The organism is Acinetobacter sp. YH1901141 (genome assembly GCF_013416935.1).
GTDB classification, from domain to species: Bacteria; Pseudomonadota; Gammaproteobacteria; order Pseudomonadales; family Moraxellaceae; genus Acinetobacter; species Acinetobacter towneri.
In genome coordinates, this window is sequence record NZ_VPEY01000015.1 from 1 (window position 1) to 20084 (window position 20084).

Sequence of the window (20084 nt, forward strand, 5' to 3'; positions counted from 1 at the left end):
GAAAGTTGGGTGTATTTCTTCATTGTGTGCTTTCCAATTGCGAGTTGAAAAAGTCTAATGATTCTATGAATACACCTAACTTTTTCAACTAACTACAAATGTGTTGCACTTGGGATTTGAATCTGCGGATATAAAAACGATTAGAGATCTAAACTTCAAAAGATCCGCATTAAAAAAGCGACTTATTTGAAAGTCGCTTTTTGTGTATCTTTAAGGCTGCTCAAGTGAGCTGTTGTATTAAGCAACAGACTCAGGCGTAGTGCGCCATAAGCTTTCTAGGTCATAGAATTTACGTGCTGTTGGTAGCATGATGTGAACCACTACCATACCAAGATCGACCAAGATCCATTCTGCATCACGTTCACCTTCAATACCAATTGGGCGGAAGCCTGCTTTGCGCGCTTCTTCGGCAACATTGTCGGCAAGAGATTTTACGTGGCGAGTTGATGTACCGCTAGCAATCACAATGGCATCTGAAACATTGCTGATGCTGCTGACATCAAGTTCAACAATTTCTTTGGCTTTTACATCAAGGAGAGCTTCATGTACAACTTTAAGACAAGTTTGTACGTCATGCTTTTGGGTATTCATTGCAAGATCGTGAGAATTAGAAGCGCCGGGCGATGGTTCTAAATTCATGGGGTGTATAATTTCCTAAAATTATTCATCGTCTAATATAGCTGTTTTAGCCTGAAATTTCAAATCGGTTTAATTTTAACCACTTTGATTTGAGGGAAAGTATTTGTCTTTCCATGCAAATGATTGATTTGACGCCAGACTTGGGCGGTATTCTGCAGCGATATAGCCTGAATAAGCACTGTGCTGTAACCATTTGAAAATAGTAGTATAGTCTAGCTCGCCTGAATCGGGTTCATGGCGTCCTGGATTGTCGGCAAACTGGATATGACCAATATCCTGAATGTTTTCTTGCAATGCGCTCAGCACATCTTCACCCATCATCGCCATGTGATAACAGTCGTATTGCATTTTAAGAGCAGGATGTTTGACTGCTTCTAGCATCTCTTGAGCTTGCGCAATATTTTGTACTAAAAAGCGTGGCATGTCGGTGCCATTAATCATTTCAAAGACAGGCTGAATATGATGTTGAGTGAGCATCGAGCAGGCCAGTTTTAGGTTTTCTGCCAGTGTGTTTAAGCAAGGCAGTAAATCGGCATCGACAGGTTGTTTGCCTGCCAAAATATTGACGCTAGGGACATTTAATGCCGTGGCATAGCGGATGGCTAACTCTAAGGCATGATGAAATTCAATCTCTTTTCCGGGTACGCCCGCCAAACCATTGCCGCCTTGCATGAGGTCACCCGCAGGGACATTGATTAAACACAGGCTGAGTTGGTGGAGTGTGAGTTGGGTTTGAATCTGCTCAATACTCAGCTCATAGGGAAATTGAATTTCAACATGCTGAAAACCATGTTCGCGTGCAAGGGCAAAGCGTTCAATTAAAGGCACTTCGGTAAAAATCATCGACAGATTAACCGCCAGTTTAGACATGCAGGTGCTCCTTGCAGGCAAAGGTTGGATCAGGAATCAAGCCGATTAAGCTTCGACCTGATGAATAATGGTGGCTAAATCTGCTTCTGCAAAACCTTTGGCTTGATGGGCTTGCAGTTGTGAAAGGGCTTTTTCTGCCACAGGAATCTGTAACTGAAATTGCGCTGCCAGTTGTAAGGCATTGTTTAAATCTTTAGACAGGGTTTGGACTTTCCATTGCACAGGCTCAAAACTGTGAGTTGCCATACGTGGAGTTAAAATCTGAAACGGTTTCGAGTCGGCAAAACCACCCGCCAAAGCAGGTGCAAGTAAACGGGTGTCTACGCCTGCCTGTCCTGCTAAGGCAACAGCTTCGGCAATTAGGGTGCTGTTGGCAGCAACAATCAGTTGGTTGCAGATTTTAGTGGCTTGTCCTGTGCCTGTTTCACCCATACGGGTTACACGTTGTGACAGCACATGATAAATCGGGCTTAATTTTTCGATGGTGTTTGCATCACCCCCTGCAAAAATCACCAAACTACCTTGTTCGGCTCCCGCAGTGCCTCCCGATACAGGTGAGTCAATCCATGTGACCTGTTTGAGGCTGGCTTGCTGCGCTAGCTTTTGGGTTTGATCTACAGACAAACTGGAAAAATCGACAATAACTTGTTGAGCAGTCAAAAATGGCTCAATTTGATCTAATACAGCTTGGACGGCATGATCATCGGCAAGGCAACTCAAGATCACTGGATATTGTCCGATCTCGCTCAATTGCAGCGACTTTGCCCCTAGACTGAGCACAGATTCGCAAGCCGCAGGGCTACGATTCCACACCGCGACCTCAAAACCTGCCTGAACTAAGCGGGTTGCCATGCGCGTCCCCATAAGTCCCATACCTAAAAAAGCGATTTTTGTGTCACGATCAAAATGCATAGCGCTGATTCTCCGTTTTTGCCTACAGTACAAGTCTGGCTTGAAATGTCAATTTAGCCTTTGGTCAAAGTCTGTTGTGTTTGAACTGAATCAAAACTGACGCGGTGCAAAGGTCACTTCAGGGTTCTTGTCCTTTTTACGTGCCAGTTGGCTATTTTTACCCAGCAATAATTTTAATTGCCAAATTTTTTCTAAACGTAAAGATTTATTTGGCGCATGTTCCATAGCATCCAGCACTTGTTTGGCTGCAGCCAATGCATCTGGGGAGCGTTGTGCAATTTCTTCAGCAAGGGCTTGTGCTTTTTGTAAGGGGGTTGCATCTAAATGCGTGACCAAACCAATTTCTTTGGCATAGTTGGCATCAAAAATACGTGCAGTTAAGGTCAGTTCTTTGGCAAGGTCTAAACCAATTAAACCTTTTAATGAACGGCTTAGCCCCATATCAGGCACTAAGCCCCAACGGCTTTCCATAATCGACATTTGCGTGTCAGGATGCGCGATACGAATATCTGTAGCCAAAGCCAATTGCATCCCTGCGCCAAAACAATACCCTTCAATTGCAGCAATTACAGGTACAGGCAATTGTTGCCAAACGAGAAATGCTTTTTGAAACAGGCTTTGCCCTGGCTTAATTAATTCCCAAGCCGCAAATGCACGGTTTTGTGGATTGTTGAGGTCGGCCAAGTCAATGCCTGCACTAAATACCTTTGCTTCGCCTGTTAAAATTACACAACGTAAGCTGCGGTCTTTTTTAAGTTTTTCGGCAGTCCGCACCAATTCTTTAAGTAGGGCAAAACTCATGGCATTGCGTTTGTCTGGGCGGTTCAGGGAAACTGTGGCGATGCCGTTATTTTTTTCGATACGAAGTAAGGTCATGATGTGAGCTCTTGTTTTTACTGGGCAAAGCATAACATGGGCAGCAGTGCGATAAATGACAGCAGAGTCACGGCAAAGCCTTGCGACCTTGCCTTTGATTACGTGACTTTTTTTGTGAATAGTGCTGGGTGAGTCGTGCTTACAAACTGTATCTTCTCGTTGAGGCGTTCGCGGTGAATGTCACTTTGATGTTGGCTAACTCACCGCATTATGTTTGGTAAAAATGTGTTCTGCTGCATGTTCAACTTGCTGTATACAGGTTTGTAATTCCTGATAACGGTTTAAGACCTCTTGCACAAACAGATCATCGGCTTTACGACGTTCTTTACGTAAGGTCGAAACAAACTGTTCAAATGAGCCTGTTACTTCTTGCAGGTCCGGTGTGCCAACATAGCGGGTCGCACCATACAGACGATGCAACACATGCTCGAGTTGTGGGAAATCTTCCAGTTCAATCAGCTGTTCAATTTCATGTAATTCTGTGGCAAAGCTATCCACTAGCATTTTCAGTAAATCCACTGCAAGGTCTTCTTTGTTGGCTGCCAGCATTAGGCTTTGTTGCCAATCCAACACCTGTGGATCTAGCGCTTCAATCACAATGGCTTTATCGACTGCAGGTGGCTTATTAAAACTTTGCGTGGTCCAATGGGTTAAAATTTGGATGATTTGTTCAATCTGAATCGGTTTGGTGACATAGTCATCCATACCGACTTTGAGTAATTTTTGCTTTTCATCGGCAAGAGCATGCGCGGTGAGGGCAATAATAGGTAAGCGTTTGTGATTTTCCAAAGTCGATTCTAAAGAACGAATCGCACGGGTGGTATCTACCCCCGACATCACAGGCATTTGAATATCCATAAAGATCAGGTCAAATGGTTGCTGTCCCTGCTCAATGCGTTGCTGTAAAATCCCCAAAGCTTCCTGACCACTTTGCGCTTTGGTGGTGGTCACATTCAGTTCGCCCAACAAGGCTTCGAGTACAATCAGGTTTGGTAGATGGTCATCCACCGCTAAAACGTGCAGGCCTTTACCATCAAATGATGCAGACTCCTGTTCATCAAAACTGTTTTCATTGTTGAGTAAGTCAATTAAGGCTGAACGACTGAGCGGTTGATACAAAGCGCGCGCACGATATTCATTTAACAGACTTGGGTCTAGCGCCATTTGATAGCCATACACTGCCAAGTTACCTTGATAACGGGTACGAATTTCTTTTAATAAAGCTTCGGTGTCGCCACTATGATCAACAATCAACCAAGTATTGTCTTGCAGGTCGGATACATCTTTTAAGCGGCTAAATAAATCTAAAATTGAAGCGGCTTCAATATGTCGCACCGCATAATTTTCAAGATAATGACGCAAGACATTCGCTGTGGCAGGGTGCGCCAAATACGACACCACCTGAATCTCTTTAAAGTTTGGATGCTGCTGTGCATGCGCTTCATCTACCGCAAACATGGCAGTAAACCAGAAGGTCGAGCCTTTTTCGGTTGGGGCGCGTTCCTGATTGTCTTCAAAGCCAATTTGACCTTGCATCAAATGCACCAACTGTTTGGAAATGGCCAAACCTAAACCTGTACCACCAAATTGACGCGTGACCGAAGTATCACCTTGAGAGAAAGACTCAAACAATTTTTTACGGTCTGTACCGCTTAAGCCAATGCCACTGTCTTGGACGCTAAAGTGAATTAAGCATTGTCCAATATCGTCATGTTCTACCCGCGCCCGTACAATAATTTCACCATCGGGGGTGAATTTAATCGCATTGGAAATTAAATTGGTTAAAATTTGCTTGAAACGTAAAGTATCGCCCAGCACATATTGCGGCACGTTATCGGCAAAATAAAAGGCCATGTTGATGTGTTTTTGCGCAGCCAAAGGCGAGAGCATATCCATCACATCAAAAATGGCTTCTTCTAAATCAAAGGGTGCGGTATCCAGTTCCAGTTTGCCTGCATCAATTTTAGAAAAATCCAATACGTCATTAATGAGTGCTAAAAGATGCGCCGATGATTTACGAATGGTCTGTAAATATAAATTCTGTTCATTGCTAAGATTTTCCTGACGCAATAACAGGTGAATAAAGCCATCAATACTGTTCAGTGGTGTTCTGAGTTCGTGACTGATGTTGGCTAAAAATACCGATTTAGACTGGTTGGCAGAAATCGCTTGGTCACGTGCCTGACGATAAGTGATGTTTTGCACTTCCAAAGTATCGAGGGTGCGGCGCAAGTCATCTTCGGTTTGTTCGGTATGTTCTTTGAGTTCTAAAAAGCTGAAATGCAGGCGTTTTACCACATTGGCAATATCCCGCTGCAGTAAGCGTAATTCGCCAGTACTGTTAATGACCATGTGTTGATCGAGCGTATCGGCATTCAGGCGTTGTAGCTGCATGCGAATTTCATACATGGGTGCAATCCAGCGTCGTGAATAGAAATTCAGACACAGCAATAACAACAACAGGGTCAGCAAGCCTGTGGCAATTAATACAATCATGACCCGATAACGGGCAATTTGTAATGGCTGATTGTCCAGTTCAATCAGCAACCATGCAGGACGGTTGATGTCTTGCTGAATTTGCATGCCATACACATGATTATTTTTATACAGAATTGGGCCAAAAAAATCGGCATTTTTAGGGAATTTGGGCCATTCGGCTTCGTCTTGAAAACCCATGCTTAAACGGCGCGTACCTGAAGCATCAATCAGTGCAGTACGAATCAAGTGCTTTTCGTTCATCATATTTTGCATAAAAGTACGTGCTTTTTCGTACTTCCACGGAAAGCTAGCCAGTTGATGCAAAGCTGCTTCAGATGGCAACTCAAAACGGGTCAAAATCGCAATTGCCATTTGTCGCTGCTGTGCTTTTGCGGCATTCGAGGTTTCAGATAAAACTAGCATCGTGCCGACGCATGCCAAAACCATAATTGGCACAAAAATAAGTGCAATCAGCTGTCCATAAGCATGATTTAAATGTAAGCGCTTAAATAACTTTTTATTGATATTTGACATGGTTAACGCAGTTTAATCCCTATGTTTGGCAGTTTAGCATGCTTTATCAAATGGAGCGTAAAACTCAGTCCTTCAGGTCAGAGATATAAGCGACACGACATGAAGTGTCGTTTGATTTAACTAAGGACTATTTTTCTTGAGTTTTGATTGTTAATATAAGTACATGAAAACCCTTAAATTACGTATAAAAGACAAACATTGCAAGGTGTTAGACCAACTAGCATCAGAAGTGAACTTCGTCTGGAATTATGTCAATGATTTAGGGTTTAGGCATTTGAAGCGGAAAGGTGAATTTCTCTCTGCTTTTGATATTGCCAAATATACGAAAGGCACATCCAAAGAATGTAATTTACATAGTCAAACCATTCAGGCTGTAACTGAAGAATTAGTCACCCGAAGAAAGCAATTTAAAAAGGCAAAGCTGAAATGGCGTGTCAGCAATAAAAAATCAGCAAGGCGCTCTTTGGGATGGGTTCCCTTTAAAAAGTTGGCTATCAAATATGCCACTGGATATGTCCAGTATGGAAAACACCAATTTAAGCTTTGGGATAGCTACGGTTTAAGCAAATACACGTTAAAAACAGGTTCATTTGTAGAGGATAGCCGTGGGCGTTGGTATGTATGTCTTGTTGTTGAATCGCCTAAGCAAGATAAATCGACAGCAACCAAATCGATTGGTATTGATCTAGGCTTAAAAGATATTGCCACCTGTTCTGATGGCACTGTAATTTCAAATCCAAAATTCTATCGAAAATATGAGCAGACATTAGGTATTGCTCAGAGAGCCAGGAATAAGAAGCGTGTTCGTGCATTACACGCCAAGATTGCAAATAGTCGAAAAGATCATTTGCATAAAGCAAGCACCAAGCTTGTGAATAAAAATGCATTGATTATTGTAGGTGACTTGAGTGCTAAAAAATTAGTAAAAACCAAAATGGCAAAATCTGTTTTGGATACAGGATTTTCGGCACTAAAAACAATGCTCAAGTATAAATGCGAGAACGCAGGCGTATTGTTTGAAGAAGTCCAAGAAGCCTATACCACCCAAATCTGTTCGTGCTGCGGTGAGATCACCTCAAGTAGTCCCAAAGGTAGTACAGATCTTGGAATAAGAGAATGGGAGTGCATGAGCTGTGGTACAGTTCATGATCGAGATATAAACTCAGCTCTAAACATTCTTGCGCTTGGGCATAAGCGTCTAGCTGTAGGAATCACCCTCTTTTAAGGGGGGAGGATGTCAATTCTCCTGACTGTGTTTTCATCTGTTTGGTGCGAGTGGTTCAGCTGCATCTCGCAATCAATCGGTGTGCATTTTTTTGCATCCATCCCGCAAAAGACAATCTGAAATTGTGTTCATCTTGCCTAGAATTGTGTAGGCAGTGAGTGATGCATAAATTGTCGGCAGAGTATTGCTGTTTTGATAAAAAGCCTGTGAAAAACGTGCAGGAAGGTGCAAATTTTCATACAATAAGCCCACCTTGATATTGGTGCAGACCATGCTTGATACCCAATCAGATTTCCAAAGTGATGAATTTTTGTTAGATCATTATGTGGGCAAAACCCCATTGGTGCGTTTGCAGCGTTTGGCAAGTCATACGCAGGCAACGGTTTTGGCAAAACTGGAAGGCAATAACCCTGCGGGTTCTGTTAAAGATCGTTCTGCCTACAACATGATTATGCAGGCAGAAAAACGCGGTGAAATTCAACCGGGCGATACTTTAATTGAGGCAACCAGTGGCAATACCGGCATTGCTTTGGCGATGGTTGCAGCTATGCGTGGCTATAAAATGCAGCTGATCATGCCTGACAATATGAGCCAAGAACGTAAAGATGCCATGCGTGCCTATGGTGCAGAATTGATTGAAGTGACTAAAGCACAAGGCATGGAAGGCGCGCGCGATTTGGCTTTGCAAATGCAACGCGAAGGCAAAGGCTTGGTGCTGAACCAATTTGGTAACCCAGATAATGTTGAAGCACATTACCTGACCACAGGGCCTGAAATTTGGCAGCAAACGGGCGGTAAAATTACCCACTTTGTCAGCTCTATGGGCACAACAGGCACCATTATGGGGGTGTCTAAATACTTAAAAGAACAAAATCCAGAGATTCAAATTATTGGTTTACAACCTTCAGATGGTTCAAGTATTGCAGGGATTCGCCGTTGGCCTGAAGCATATTTACCAACCATTTTTGACCGTAGTCGTGTTGATCGTATTATTGATATTCCGCAAATTGAAGCGGAAAAAACCATGCGTAAACTGGCGCAAAAAGAAGGCATCAGCGCAGGCACATCATCGGGCGGTGCGGTATGGGCAGCTTTAAAAATTGCCGAAGAAAATCCAGATGCAGTGATTGTTTGTATTGTTTGTGACCGTGGTGATCGTTATTTATCGACAGGTTTGTTCTCTGTTCAAGATACTGAATTGTGATATTCATTTTTCTATAACCCATTGAGTAAGATTTTATGCGTTTACCTGTGCTGATTTTCGATATAGAAACCGTTACCGATTTGAAGTCAGGCGCGCATTTATATCAACTCGATTTACCCGAAGCAGAGCTTGAACAAGCATTAATGAAGTTGCGTCGCCAAGAGGCGGGCACCGATTTTCAGCGTTTGCCTTTGCATGAAATTGTGTGTATTTCAGGCTTGTGGATTGATGAACACGGCATGAAGCTGTTTTCCTTTAGCCGTGAACATGACAGCGAAGCGACAATGCTGAAAAAGTTTTTGTCTATTTTTGATAAGCGTCATCCGACTTTGGTCAGTTGGAACGGTTCGCAGTTTGACTTGCCAGTGATTTTATTCCGCGCCATGTATCACGGGCTGTCTGCACCAAGTTTATTTGATCAGGGCGAGATTGATCAGCAAAAGCGCTATAACAATTATCAAAACCGTTACCATCAGCGTCATGTCGATTTAATGGATGTGATGGCAATGTTTAATGGTCGTCATTTTCAAAAGTTGGATGACATTGCGTATTTGCTAGGTTTTCCGGGTAAACGTGTAGATGCGGGCTATCATGTTCCTGCATTTATGCAAAGCGGCGAATGGTCAAGGCTGACGCGTTATTGTGAAGGCGATGTCTTAAATACTTGGTTGATTTATTTGCGTTGGCTGCTGCTCAAAGGGCAATTGCTGCTTGAAGAGCATACTTTATGGGTACAGCATACCATTCAATATTTGCATACTCAGCCGCAGCATGCAGACTTTTTAAGCGTGTGGCAGCACAGTTCGCAGCAAATTGAATTTACCCGTACAGATTTTCCTGAACAAAGTGTCACCACGCCTTCAAATGAATCCGTGATGCCTTTTCAATCTTCCCCATCTTCCGATATTTAGACTGATATGAAACATCGCAGTAAAAACCGTACCACGCAGCAGGCTGAATATTGCTTTCAGGTGGAATCGTTGTCACATGAAGGGCGCGGGATTGCACACTACACAGCTCAGTCGGGTCATCCAGCCGAGAAGCAGGGGAAAACAGTTTTTATAGAGGGCGCATTGCCTGGTGAAACAGTACGCGCCAAAATTACGCATAGTAACAAACGCTTAGAAGAAGCCGAGTGTCTAGAAGTGCTGGGTGAGCCTTCGACATTACGGGTTACGCCACAATGTCCACATTATCAGAGTTGCGGTGGTTGTAGCATGCAGCATATTCAGTTGGATGAGCAGATTCATCTCAAACAACAGGTGTTGCAGTCGCATCTGCAACATTTTGCGCAAGTTCAGCCTGAAGAATGGTTAGCGCCTTTGCGTTCACAGCGTGAAGATTATCGCCGCAAAGCCCGTGTTGGGGTGCGTTATATTGCCAGTCAAGACAAATTGGTGGTCGGTTTTCGTGAGCGCAATAGCAATAAACTGACCTCAATTGACCGCTGTATGGTGTTGGATCAGGCATTTGGTTCGTTAACACGAATCAAGCAGCTACTCCAAAGTCTAACAGGCAAGGCCCATATTGGTCATATAGAATTGGCGATGGGAGATCCAGAGATTGCTTTGGTGGTGCGGCATACAGAACAACTATCTGCAGCCGATATCAACCAGTTACAGCAGTTTGCGTTACAGAAACACTGGCAATTGTATTTGCAGCCTGAAGGTCCAGACAGTTTGCATCGGGTTGATGATCCGCATGCAGCAATGCGTTTGCATTATCGTTTAGATGATTTTGATGTGAGTTTTGGCTTTCATCCCCAAGACTTTACCCAAGTCAATTCTACAATTAATCCACAAATGGTTAAGCTGGCATGTGATTTGCTTAACTTAAAATCAGGTGATCGGGTGCTTGATCTGTTTTGTGGATTAGGCAACTTTTCATTGCCGCTTGCACGTTGTGTAGGTGCAACAGGAAAGGTGGTTGCTGTAGAGGGTTCAGAGCAAATGGTGCAGCGTGGTGCAGAGAATGCACAACGTAATGATTTAGACAATGTTAAGTTTTATTCACAAGATTTAACAAAAGATTTTTCGCATCATTCTTGGGCAAATCAAGGATTTGAGGCATTATTAATTGACCCTCCGCGTTCAGGCGCAGAGGAAGTGATGTATTATGTGCCCAAATTTGGCGCAGATAGAATCGTTTATGTGTCTTGTAATCCAGCCACACTCGCAAGGGATGCAGGTGTATTGGTCAAGCAGGGCTATCAATTGAAAAAAGCAGGCGTGATGGATATGTTTCCGCATACGGGGCATGTCGAATCCATTGCCTTGTTTGAGAAAGAAAAGCAAATAAACGATTTATAATATGAAGTACATAGAGGTAGGAGAAGGGTATGGTCACAGTACGTGAACAACTTCCTGGACGTTTAAATGAACTGTCTGAGGAAACGACTGTAGAACATGCCGAGCAAGCCCGACAGGATTTAGCAGAATGGCTAGACCGAGTACGCGGGATTTACGATGGGGCGGCACTTGAACAATTAGAACGCGTTGCCAATTACACCCTGAAAAAAGAGCTGGAAACAGACGTCAGTCATCCATCGCATACCTTATATACAGGTATTGAGATGGCGAATATTTTAGCGCACTTGCATGTCGATGAAGACACTTTGTCTGCAGCCATGCTCTATCGTAGCGTGCGTGAAAATGTCATGCAGTTAGATGAAGTGCGTGAAGAATTTGGTGAAGCAGTTTATGGCTTGATCAAAGGCACCTTGTCGATGGGTAAGTTGTCTGAACTGATTGAGAAAAATAAGCGTTTAGAAGACCATTTTAATAATAACCAGCGTGAACATTTAACAGGCATTTATAAAATGCTGATTTCCATGACGGAAGATGTGCGCGTGGTGCTAATTAAACTGGCAGAACGTACCTATTCATTACGTGAGTTGGCAACAGCTTCCAAAGAACGTCAGGAGCGTGTGGCGCGAGAAATTTTAACCATTTACTCGCCATTGGCACACCGTTTAGGCATTGCCCAACTGAAATGGGAACTCGAAGATTTAGCCTTCCGTTATTTGGCGCCAGACCGTTATAAAGAAATTGCGACGTTACTGAATGAAAAGCGTTTGGAGCGTGAAAACTACATTCAAAACGTAATTGAGCAATTGCGTACAGAGCTGGGCAATAATGGTATTCATGCCGAAATTAGCGGGCGGGTGAAACACATTTATTCGATTTATCGAAAAATGAAGAGTAAAAACCTCAGCTTCGATCAGCTCTATGACATTCGTGCTGTACGTGTTTTGGTGAAAACCATTCCAGAGTGTTACCACTCTTTGGGCATCGTACATCAATTGTGGCGGCATATTCCGCACCAGTTTGATGATTACATTACCAATCCAAAAGCCAATGGTTATCGCTCATTGCATACTGCCGTAATTGCAGAAAACAAGTCGCTTGAAGTGCAAATTCGTACCCTAGATATGCACGAAGAAGCCGAGCTTGGGGTATGTTCACACTTTAATTATAAAGAAGGTTCTAAAGCCACAGACCATTCGTTCAATCATCGTTTACATTCTTTGCGTTCTGTTTTGGAGCATTATCAGGAACGTAACGATGCCAGCGCACATAAAGAAGATGATGATTCTGAAAATTTTGAACAAATCCAAGAGTTTGAAGATTTTGAGAAAATTTATGTGTTCAGCCGTGATGGTGATATTAAAGAATTGCCACGTGGCTCAACGGTGCTGGACTTTGCTTATCATGTGCATACCGAAGTCGGCAATAAATGCTATGCCGCACGGGTCAATCAGCGCTATGTGCCGCTCACCTATACTTTAAAAACAGGCGAGCAGGTCGAGATTTTGACCAAAAAAGACCGTGAACCGAACCGTGATTGGTTGGTGAATTCTTTAGGTTATATTAAGACAGCACGTGCGCGCGATAAGCTGCGTCATTGGTTTAGACAGCAAGACCGCAGTAAAAATCTGGAAGTTGGGCGTGAAGTGCTCAATAAAGAATTGTCACGTTTGGCGATTCATCCAAAAAGTATTGATTTAAATGATTATTGCAATCACTTTAACGTCAAAACAGGTGAAGACATTCTGATTGGTTTGGTGAATGGTGATATTAGCCTGCATGCCTTAATTAATCAGGTCAATCGTCACATGCACTTAGATCAGGATGAACCTGAACTGGTGTTGAAGCCAACCTTGAACCCACGTGCCAGCCATACCTTATCGGCACATGGCATTTTGATTGATGGTTTGGATAACGTTGAACTGCATATCGCACAATGCTGTCAGCCTGTGCATGGTGAAGCGATTGCGGGGTATATTACCCTGAACCGTGGTGTGAGTATTCACAAAGTTGCGTGTTCGGACTATGTGCGTATGATTGGCAACGAACCTGAACGTGCGGTAGAAGCCGATTGGGAAATGCAGCCAACCCGTGGTCAAAGCGTGCAAATTGTGGTGGAAGCCTATGACCGCCGTGGTTTGCTCAAAGACTTAACCCAAGTGATTTTTGCCGATCAAATTAACATTCGTCAGGTGAATACTATTTCTGAAAGTGATGGTATCGCCAATATGAAACTGTTAATTGAGGTTAAAGGCTTGGCGCAACTTTCTCGTTTGTTGGCACGTTTAGAGCAGCAACCAGGGATTATCAGCGCACGTCGTTTGGTGCAAGGCAGCTAAGCGAGCACGCTTTAAAAAACCAGCATGTTTGCTGGTTTTTTTCTATCGTATTTCAGCCAAAATGGAGAAGGGCGGATGAATAAAACACCTAAAAAAATTTGTGTGAATGTTAGCCGCATTCAGCAGATTTTTAGTCCCGATCCAAGTGCTGTACGCAGTGAACAGATTCAACAGCAAAAACAGGCTATTTATCGGCATCGGAATCAATTGCTTTCTGGATACTTAGAACGCGATATTCAAAACAGCGATATTGAGCGTAACCCACATGGCAAGCCATTTTTGACAGCATTCCCTCAATTGCAGTTTAACCATAGTCATAGCCGTCAGCATTATGCTTTGGTAAGCAGTTTTGAATTGCTCGATGTTGGCGTAGATGTCGAGGACTTAGACCGTAAGGTGCGTTTCGATGCCTTGGCACAACATGCGTTTCATCCCAATGAACTCCAATACTGGCAAGATTTGGAACACGACGCTGATTATTGGTTTCGTGTCTGGACAACTAAAGAAGCAGTGCTGAAAGCATCAGGTTTAGGGATTCGTTTAAGCCTGAATGAGTTGGATACTCGTATGCATCCCAATGCACAGGGCGGCATTTGTCATCATCCACAGATTGGGCATTTTGCCTATCAAAACTTTCGTTTATCAGATTGTATGTTGACCGTAGCATGGCGAGCAGCACCATCTTGCGCAGGCTTTCAATTTCCACAGATTCATATTATTCAGCATTAACATCGCAACGTCAGCGCAAATATCGCAATGCTAAGGCGCAAAAAAGCCTATCCGAAGATAGGCTTGAATGTTGGTGTCAGCAGAAATGCATTATGGAATTTCTTGCTCTTCATCTTCAAATTCAGGTTTGACTTGAACAATGAAGTCCTGACGGTTCAAACCGCGCCATAAAGCAAAGGCTGTACCAATGTAAATAGATGAATATGTTCCGACAAATACACCCACAAACATCGCAATCGAGAACCATTTCAGACCATCACCACCCATGAGCATCATCGCGACTACAACCAATAATAGGGTCATAGAGGTGTGAATGGTACGACGTAAAGTTTCTGTCAGCGCAATGTTTACCACTTCAAGTGGTGTTGCACCACGGATTTTACGGAAGTTTTCACGAATACGGTCAGATACAACAATGTTATCGTTGAGTGAGAAGCCAATAATCGCCAATAACGCTGCCAATACAGTCAGGTCAAATGGCCATTGCATCATGGCAAAAATACCCAGTGTCACCACAATATCGTGGAACAATGACAGTACCGCACCCATTGCCAGTTTGAATTCAAAGCGAATGGTGACGTATACCAACATCAATAACAGCGCTAAAGCTACAGCGCCCGCAGAACGTACGTACAGCTCATTACCGACTTGACCACCAACCACATCTACCTTTGGCACAGTTGCCGTGTTATTTGGTAGTTGTACCGCAGCAGTAATTGCTTTGGTTAAGTCTTCTGCTTCAACATCTTCTTGCACAGGCATACGTACCATTAGGTCGCGGTCTGAACCAAGCGTTTGTACCACAGGGTCGTTAAAGCCTGCTTTGACCAATGCGTTAGAAACATCGGTGGCTTTTACTGGATTGCTATAGTTGAGTTCTGCAGCAATACCCCCAGTAAAGTCCAAACCTAAGTTTAAACCTTTGGTGGCAATGAAGAAGATACTGGCAACCGTTAATAGAATAGAAAGCAATGCCGCAGGCAAAGCAATCTTCATAAACGGAATCACGCGCTCATCATCAGGGCGGCCATATTTTTTTGAAGGCAGTTGAGTATTCTCAGTCATCAGTGATCTCCTTAAATGCTCAACTTTTTCAAGTTACGTTTTTTGCCGTAGATGATTTGTACAATTGCACGGGTCACTGTAATCGCAGTAAACATCGAGCAGACAATACCAATCATGAGCGTCACAGCAAAGCCTTTGATTGGGCCTGTACCAATCGCAAACAGAATGAATGCCACCAAGAATGTGGTTAAGTTCGAGTCGAAAATTGTGTTATACGCTCGGTCATAACCTGCCACAATGGCTTGTTTTGGCGAGGCACCCCACTTAATTTCTTCTCGTATTCGCTCACAAATCAAGACGTTGGCATCCACTGCCATACCAATGGTAATTACGATACCCGCAATACCCGGCAAGGTAAGTGATGCACCAATCCAAGACATGACGGTTAAAATCATGGCTAAGTTAAACACTAAAGCGAAGTTGGCAATCAGACCAAACAGACGGAAGAACACCACCATCCAGATTGCGACCAAAATGAAGCCAATCTGAGTCGACAATACGCCTTTATCAATGTTTTCTTGACCCAAGCTTGGGCCAATCACACGTTCTTCGACAAAGTACATTGGCGCTGCCAAAGCACCAGCACGAAGCATTAAGGCCAATTCAGAGGCTTCTTGTGGAGAATCTAGACCTGTAATACGGAACTGCGAACCCAATACTGCCTGAATGGTTGCAGCATTAATAACGACAGATTCGGTGTATGGCGTACGTACTTCAGTTTGTGTGCCATTTTCATCGGTCACATAGCTAATGCGTTGTTTGTTTTCAATAAACAATACCGCCATACGTTTACCCACAGCGTTACGCGTCGCATCTGCCATGAGCTTACCGCCCGCAGCATCAAGGGTAATGTTAACTTCTGCACCGCCTGTATCTTGGCTAAAACCACTCGACGCATTTTGAACACGCTCACCCGTTAAAATACGGCTGCGGTTCAATAATAATTGGCGACCACTGTCCAAAGATTCAAAGGCAAACGCTTCTGTGCCAGGTGGTACTGTACCTGTCGCCTGACCTGTGTACGGATCAATATATTGATCATTTAAGTCAGACACCAAACGGAATTCGAGGTTCGCAGTACGACCGAGTACACGCTTCGCTTCAGCCGTATCTTGTACGCCTGGCAATTCCACTACAATACGGTTGCTACCTTGAGTTTGTACCAAAGCTTCAGCCACACCTAACTCGTTAATACGGTTACGTAAAGTAGTTAAGTTCTGATTGACCGCATACGACTGAATTTCCTGTTTACGGACATCGGTATAGTTCAGACGTAAGCTAGAACCTTCTGTGGTGGCTACAGCTTGCTGTGTGTATTCATTGCCGTTACGACGCAAGAAATCCATCACTGCATCACGGTCTGCATTATTGGCAAACTGTAGGGTGATGGTGTTGTTATTCAGCGAAAGGCTATTAAATTTCAGCTTGTTGTCACGCAATTGACGGCGTAAATCGGTGGCTGAAGTTTCCATACGCTGGCTGATGGCCTTGTCCATATCCACTTCTAATAAGAAGTGCACACCACCACGTAAGTCCAGACCGAGTTTCATTGGTTTTGCACCAATTTTTTGTAGCCATTCTGGTGTGGTTGGCGCAAGGTTCAGTGCCACGACATAGTCATCACCTAAACCGCGACGTAAAGCTTCTTTGGCTTTGAGTTGGGCTTCTGAGGTGTCTAAACGCAACAATGCAGCATTGTTGGTAAAGCTGTTGTCATGACTGGCAATATTTTCTGATTGTAAAATTTGCTCTGCTTTTTGTATGATGCTTTGATCAATTTGGGTACCAGCTTTGGCACCTGAAATTTGAACAGCAGGTTCATCTGGATACAAGCTAGGCAGGGCATATAATGTACTCACCACAAGAACAACGAGGATGAGCAGATATTTCCATGCTGGGTAACGCATTTATTTTCTTCTTAAAATGAAAAAGTCGTGCGTGAGCACGACTCTTTTTGATTAGAGGTTGTTTAATGTGCCTTCAGGAAGAACTGAAATGACACTCGCGCGTTGTACTTTTACTTCTACACCACGGTTCAGCTCTACCACTGCAAAATCACCTTCAATTTTCGTGATTTTACCCATAAGACCACCTGCGAATACCACTTCACTGCCTACGCCCAAGCTTTCAATCAGTGTACGATGCTCTTTGGCACGCTTTGATTGTGGACGCCAAATCAGGAAGTAGAAAATTGCAATGAAGACTGCAATCATTAAAAGGTTAGCCACAAGGCTTGGTTGTTGTGCAGCTTCACCTGCTGCGTGAGCGGTCGAAATAAAAAGGCTCATTTCATTTTCCTAAACTAAAAACTGGCGATCAGTGATCTGATAATAAATTGGGTTTGTTCTGCAATTTACCTTGTCTTTTTACTCAGCGCAAATACTGAAAAGACTAATCTTCAGGACAAGGCGGTACTTCTAGGCCACGACGGGCATAAAAGTCCTGTACAAATTCATCGAAAGTGCCGTTATCTAAGGCATTGCGAATATCTTGGGTAAAGCGTTGGTAATAACGTAAGTTATGAATAGTGCCCAACATTGACCCCAACATTTCGCCACATTTTTCTAAATGAAACAAATAAGCGCGGGTAAAGTTCTTGCAAGTATAGCAATCACAATGCGGATCGAGCGGGCTTTGGTCATGACGATACTTACTGTTACGAATACGCACCAAGCCATCGGTTACAAAGTAATGACCATTGCGCGCATTACGGGTTGGCATCACGCAGTCGAACATATCGACGCCACGACGAATTGCTTCCACAATATCTTCTGGCTTGCCGACGCCCATCAAATAACGTGGTTTATCTTCTGGCATTTTAGCTGGCAAATAATCCAGTACTTTGATCATTTCTTCTTTCGGTTCACCCACCGAAAGACCGCCAATGGCATAACCATCAAAACCAATTTCAAGTAAGCCGTTTAAAGATTCAACACGTAAATCTTCGTACATACCGCCTTGAATAATCCCGAACAGCGCGTTGCTGTTTTGTAGTTCATCATGGTGATGGGTTTTACAGCGTTTTGCCCAGCGTAAAGACAATTGCAAAGATTTTTGCGCTTCTTCATGTGTTGCAGGATAAGGCGTACATTCGTCAAAAATCATCACGATGTCAGAGTTCAAGGTTTTTTGAATTTCCATCGAGATTTCTGGCGAAAGAAAAACCTTTGAGCCATCAATAGGCGAACGGAAGGTCACACCTTCTTCTTTAATTTTACGCATTGCGCCTAAGCTAAACACCTGAAAGCCACCAGAGTCAGTCAAAATAGGCTTATCCCATTTGATGAATTCATGTAGACCGCCGTGTTGCTGAATCACTTCTAGCCCTGGACGCAAATATAAATGAAAGGTATTGCCTAAAATAACCTGTGCCTGAATTTCTTCAATATCGCGTGGCAGCATGCCTTTGACTGTGCCATACGTCCCCACAGGCATAAACACAGGGGTTTCTACCACACCATGAGCAAGTGTTAAACGACCACGACGGGCGCGCCCCGACTGACCTAATTTCTCAAACTTCATATATGTTCCAAATCAAGGCGAAAAAACAGTTCGCTGATTGTTCATGCTAAAAGTGCAATATTTTCCTAGATTCTGCACGGAATTGCCAGTTGAGATACGTTTTCCTTGGTAAAAATTGCGAGTAAATATTTTGTTCAAATCCATTGTGCTTACATGGCGTAAAATTGCTGAATACGTTGGGTAATTTCTTTATGTAAGGCAATTTCACCTTGTTCATGATTGTCCATTGCAGCAACGTGCTGAATTAAACGCTGAATATATAAATTACTGTCATTGACATCCTCACCTCCCTTAAACGGAGGTGATTCCTACAGCTAGACGCTTATGCCCAAGCGCAAGAATGTTCATGGCACTATTTAAGTCCCTATCGTGAGTGACACCACACTCACATGACCATTCTCTTATTCCAAGACCTGTCCTACCTCTCGGACTACTTGAGGTGATCTCACCGCAGCACGAACAGATTTGGGTGGTATAGGCTTCATTGACTTCTTCAAACATTACCCCTGCGTTCTCGCATTTATACTTGAGCATTGTTTTTAGTGCTGAAAACCCTGTATCTAAAACAGACTTTGCCATTTTAGTTTTTACAAGCTTTTTGGCACTTAAGTCACCTACAATTATGAGTGCATTATTTTTAACAAGTAATGTACTTGCCTTATGCAAATGGTCTTTACGGCAATTTGCAATCTTGGCGTGTAATGCACGTACACGTTTTTTATTCCTTGCTCGTTGAGCAATACCTAATTTCTTTTCGTATTGGCGATAGAACTTGGGGTTTGAAATAACCGTACCATCAGAACAGGTTGCAATATCTTTTAAACCTAGATCAATACCTATGGCTTTGGTTGCTGTTGGTTTTTCTTGATTCGATGAATCGACCACAAGGCACACGTACCAACGCCCACGGCTGTCCTCAACAAATGAACCAGTTCTAACAGCATATTTGCTTAATCCATAGCTATCCCATAGTTTGAATTGATGTTTACCATATTGAACATATCCATCAGCGTATTTGATCGCTACTTTCTTAAACGGTATCCATCCAAGTGATTTTCTTGCTGACTTCTTGTTGCTAACACGCCATTTGAGTTTGGCTTTCTTAAACTGCTTTCTGCGTGTGATTAATTCTTCGGTGACAGCCTGTATGGTTTGGCTGTGCAAACCACACTCTTTAGATGCGCCTTTGGTGTATTGAGCAATATCAAATGCAGATAGAAACTCACCTTTTCTTTTTAGGTGCTTAAAACTTAAATCATTCACATAATTCCAAACAAAGTTCACCTCAGATGCTAATTTAATCAGCACCTTTGCGTGTTTGTCTTTTATGCGGAGTTTAAGTGTTTTCATGTGCTTATTTTAACAATAATATTTTAAGTAATGAA

16 protein-coding genes are annotated in these 20084 nt (G+C 43.2%); 6 read left to right on the plus strand and 10 right to left on the minus strand.

The features are described from left to right. Positions 1–237: 237 nt before the first annotated feature. The 5 genes from rsfS to FTV52_RS09375 all read right to left on the minus strand — a co-directional run bounded on the left by rsfS (position 238) and on the right by FTV52_RS09375 (position 6309). A complete protein-coding gene (rsfS, locus tag FTV52_RS09355; protein ID WP_004974926.1) occupies positions 238–639 on the minus strand; it encodes a ribosome silencing factor in 402 nt (133 codons plus the stop codon). Between the two features lie 75 nt (positions 640–714). Continuing rightward, positions 715–1509: a hydroxypyruvate isomerase family protein gene (locus FTV52_RS09360; protein WP_096901402.1), complete on the minus strand. Its 795-nt coding sequence runs from the start codon at positions 1507–1509 to the stop codon at positions 715–717. A 45-nt stretch (positions 1510–1554) separates the two neighbouring features. Beyond that, positions 1555–2421, minus strand: a complete 867-nt coding sequence (locus tag FTV52_RS09365) for an NAD(P)-dependent oxidoreductase (protein WP_004974928.1) — start codon at positions 2419–2421, stop codon at positions 1555–1557. Positions 2422–2511: 90 nt separating this feature from the next. Next, complete coding sequence (locus tag FTV52_RS09370) at positions 2512–3297, minus strand: crotonase/enoyl-CoA hydratase family protein (protein WP_179990684.1); 786 nt, start codon at positions 3295–3297, stop codon at positions 2512–2514. Positions 3298–3492: 195 nt separating this feature from the next. After that, entirely contained in the window at positions 3493–6309 is a 2817-nt protein-coding gene (locus tag FTV52_RS09375; protein ID WP_179990685.1) for an ATP-binding protein, read from the minus strand. Positions 6310–6472: 163 nt separating this feature from the next. Here FTV52_RS09375 and FTV52_RS09380 point away from each other — a divergent pair, with 163 nt between their 5' ends. The 6 genes from FTV52_RS09380 (at position 6473) to FTV52_RS09405 (ending at position 14112) form a co-directional block, all read left to right on the plus strand. Then, positions 6473–7534, plus strand: coding sequence for an RNA-guided endonuclease TnpB family protein (locus FTV52_RS09380; RefSeq protein WP_179990687.1), 1062 nt, complete (start codon positions 6473–6475; stop codon positions 7532–7534). A 271-nt stretch (positions 7535–7805) separates the two neighbouring features. Further along, positions 7806–8738 (plus strand): cysteine synthase CysM, encoded by a 933-nt coding sequence (cysM, locus tag FTV52_RS09385; protein WP_179990689.1) that lies wholly within the window; start codon positions 7806–7808, stop codon positions 8736–8738. 35 nt (positions 8739–8773) lie between these two features. Beyond that, positions 8774–9649: a 3'-5' exonuclease gene (locus tag FTV52_RS09390; RefSeq protein ID WP_179990691.1), complete on the plus strand. Its 876-nt coding sequence runs from the start codon at positions 8774–8776 to the stop codon at positions 9647–9649. Between the two features lie 6 nt (positions 9650–9655). After that, on the plus strand, positions 9656–11047 hold the full coding sequence (gene rlmD, locus FTV52_RS09395) for a 23S rRNA (uracil(1939)-C(5))-methyltransferase RlmD (protein ID WP_179990693.1): 1392 nt from the start codon (positions 9656–9658) through the stop codon (positions 11045–11047). Between the two features lie 29 nt (positions 11048–11076). Beyond that, positions 11077–13383 carry a bifunctional (p)ppGpp synthetase/guanosine-3',5'-bis(diphosphate) 3'-pyrophosphohydrolase gene (locus FTV52_RS09400; RefSeq protein WP_004974935.1) on the plus strand — a complete coding sequence of 769 codons (2307 nt, stop codon included), beginning with the start codon at positions 11077–11079 and terminating at the stop codon, positions 13381–13383. Between the two features lie 75 nt (positions 13384–13458). Continuing rightward, positions 13459–14112 carry a 4'-phosphopantetheinyl transferase superfamily protein gene (locus FTV52_RS09405; RefSeq protein WP_179990695.1) on the plus strand — a complete coding sequence of 218 codons (654 nt, stop codon included), beginning with the start codon at positions 13459–13461 and terminating at the stop codon, positions 14110–14112. Between the two features lie 90 nt (positions 14113–14202). Here FTV52_RS09405 and secF read toward each other — a convergent pair whose 3' ends face one another. The 5 genes from secF to FTV52_RS09430 form a co-directional block, all read right to left on the minus strand. Next, positions 14203–15180 carry a protein translocase subunit SecF gene (gene secF, locus FTV52_RS09410; RefSeq protein ID WP_179990724.1) on the minus strand — a complete coding sequence of 326 codons (978 nt, stop codon included), beginning with the start codon at positions 15178–15180 and terminating at the stop codon, positions 14203–14205. A gap of 8 nt (positions 15181–15188) precedes the next feature. After that, positions 15189–17084 (minus strand): protein translocase subunit SecD, encoded by a 1896-nt coding sequence (gene secD / locus FTV52_RS09415; protein WP_004974938.1) that lies wholly within the window; start codon positions 17082–17084, stop codon positions 15189–15191. A gap of 51 nt (positions 17085–17135) precedes the next feature. Then, complete coding sequence (yajC, locus tag FTV52_RS09420) at positions 17136–17465, minus strand: preprotein translocase subunit YajC (RefSeq protein WP_004974939.1); 330 nt, start codon at positions 17463–17465, stop codon at positions 17136–17138. A 103-nt stretch (positions 17466–17568) separates the two neighbouring features. Continuing rightward, on the minus strand, positions 17569–18699 hold the full coding sequence (tgt, locus tag FTV52_RS09425; RefSeq protein ID WP_004974942.1) for a tRNA guanosine(34) transglycosylase Tgt: 1131 nt from the start codon (positions 18697–18699) through the stop codon (positions 17569–17571). A 291-nt stretch (positions 18700–18990) separates the two neighbouring features. Then, entirely contained in the window at positions 18991–20049 is a 1059-nt protein-coding gene (locus FTV52_RS09430) for an RNA-guided endonuclease TnpB family protein (protein ID WP_167846297.1), read from the minus strand. Positions 20050–20084 lie beyond the last annotated feature (35 nt).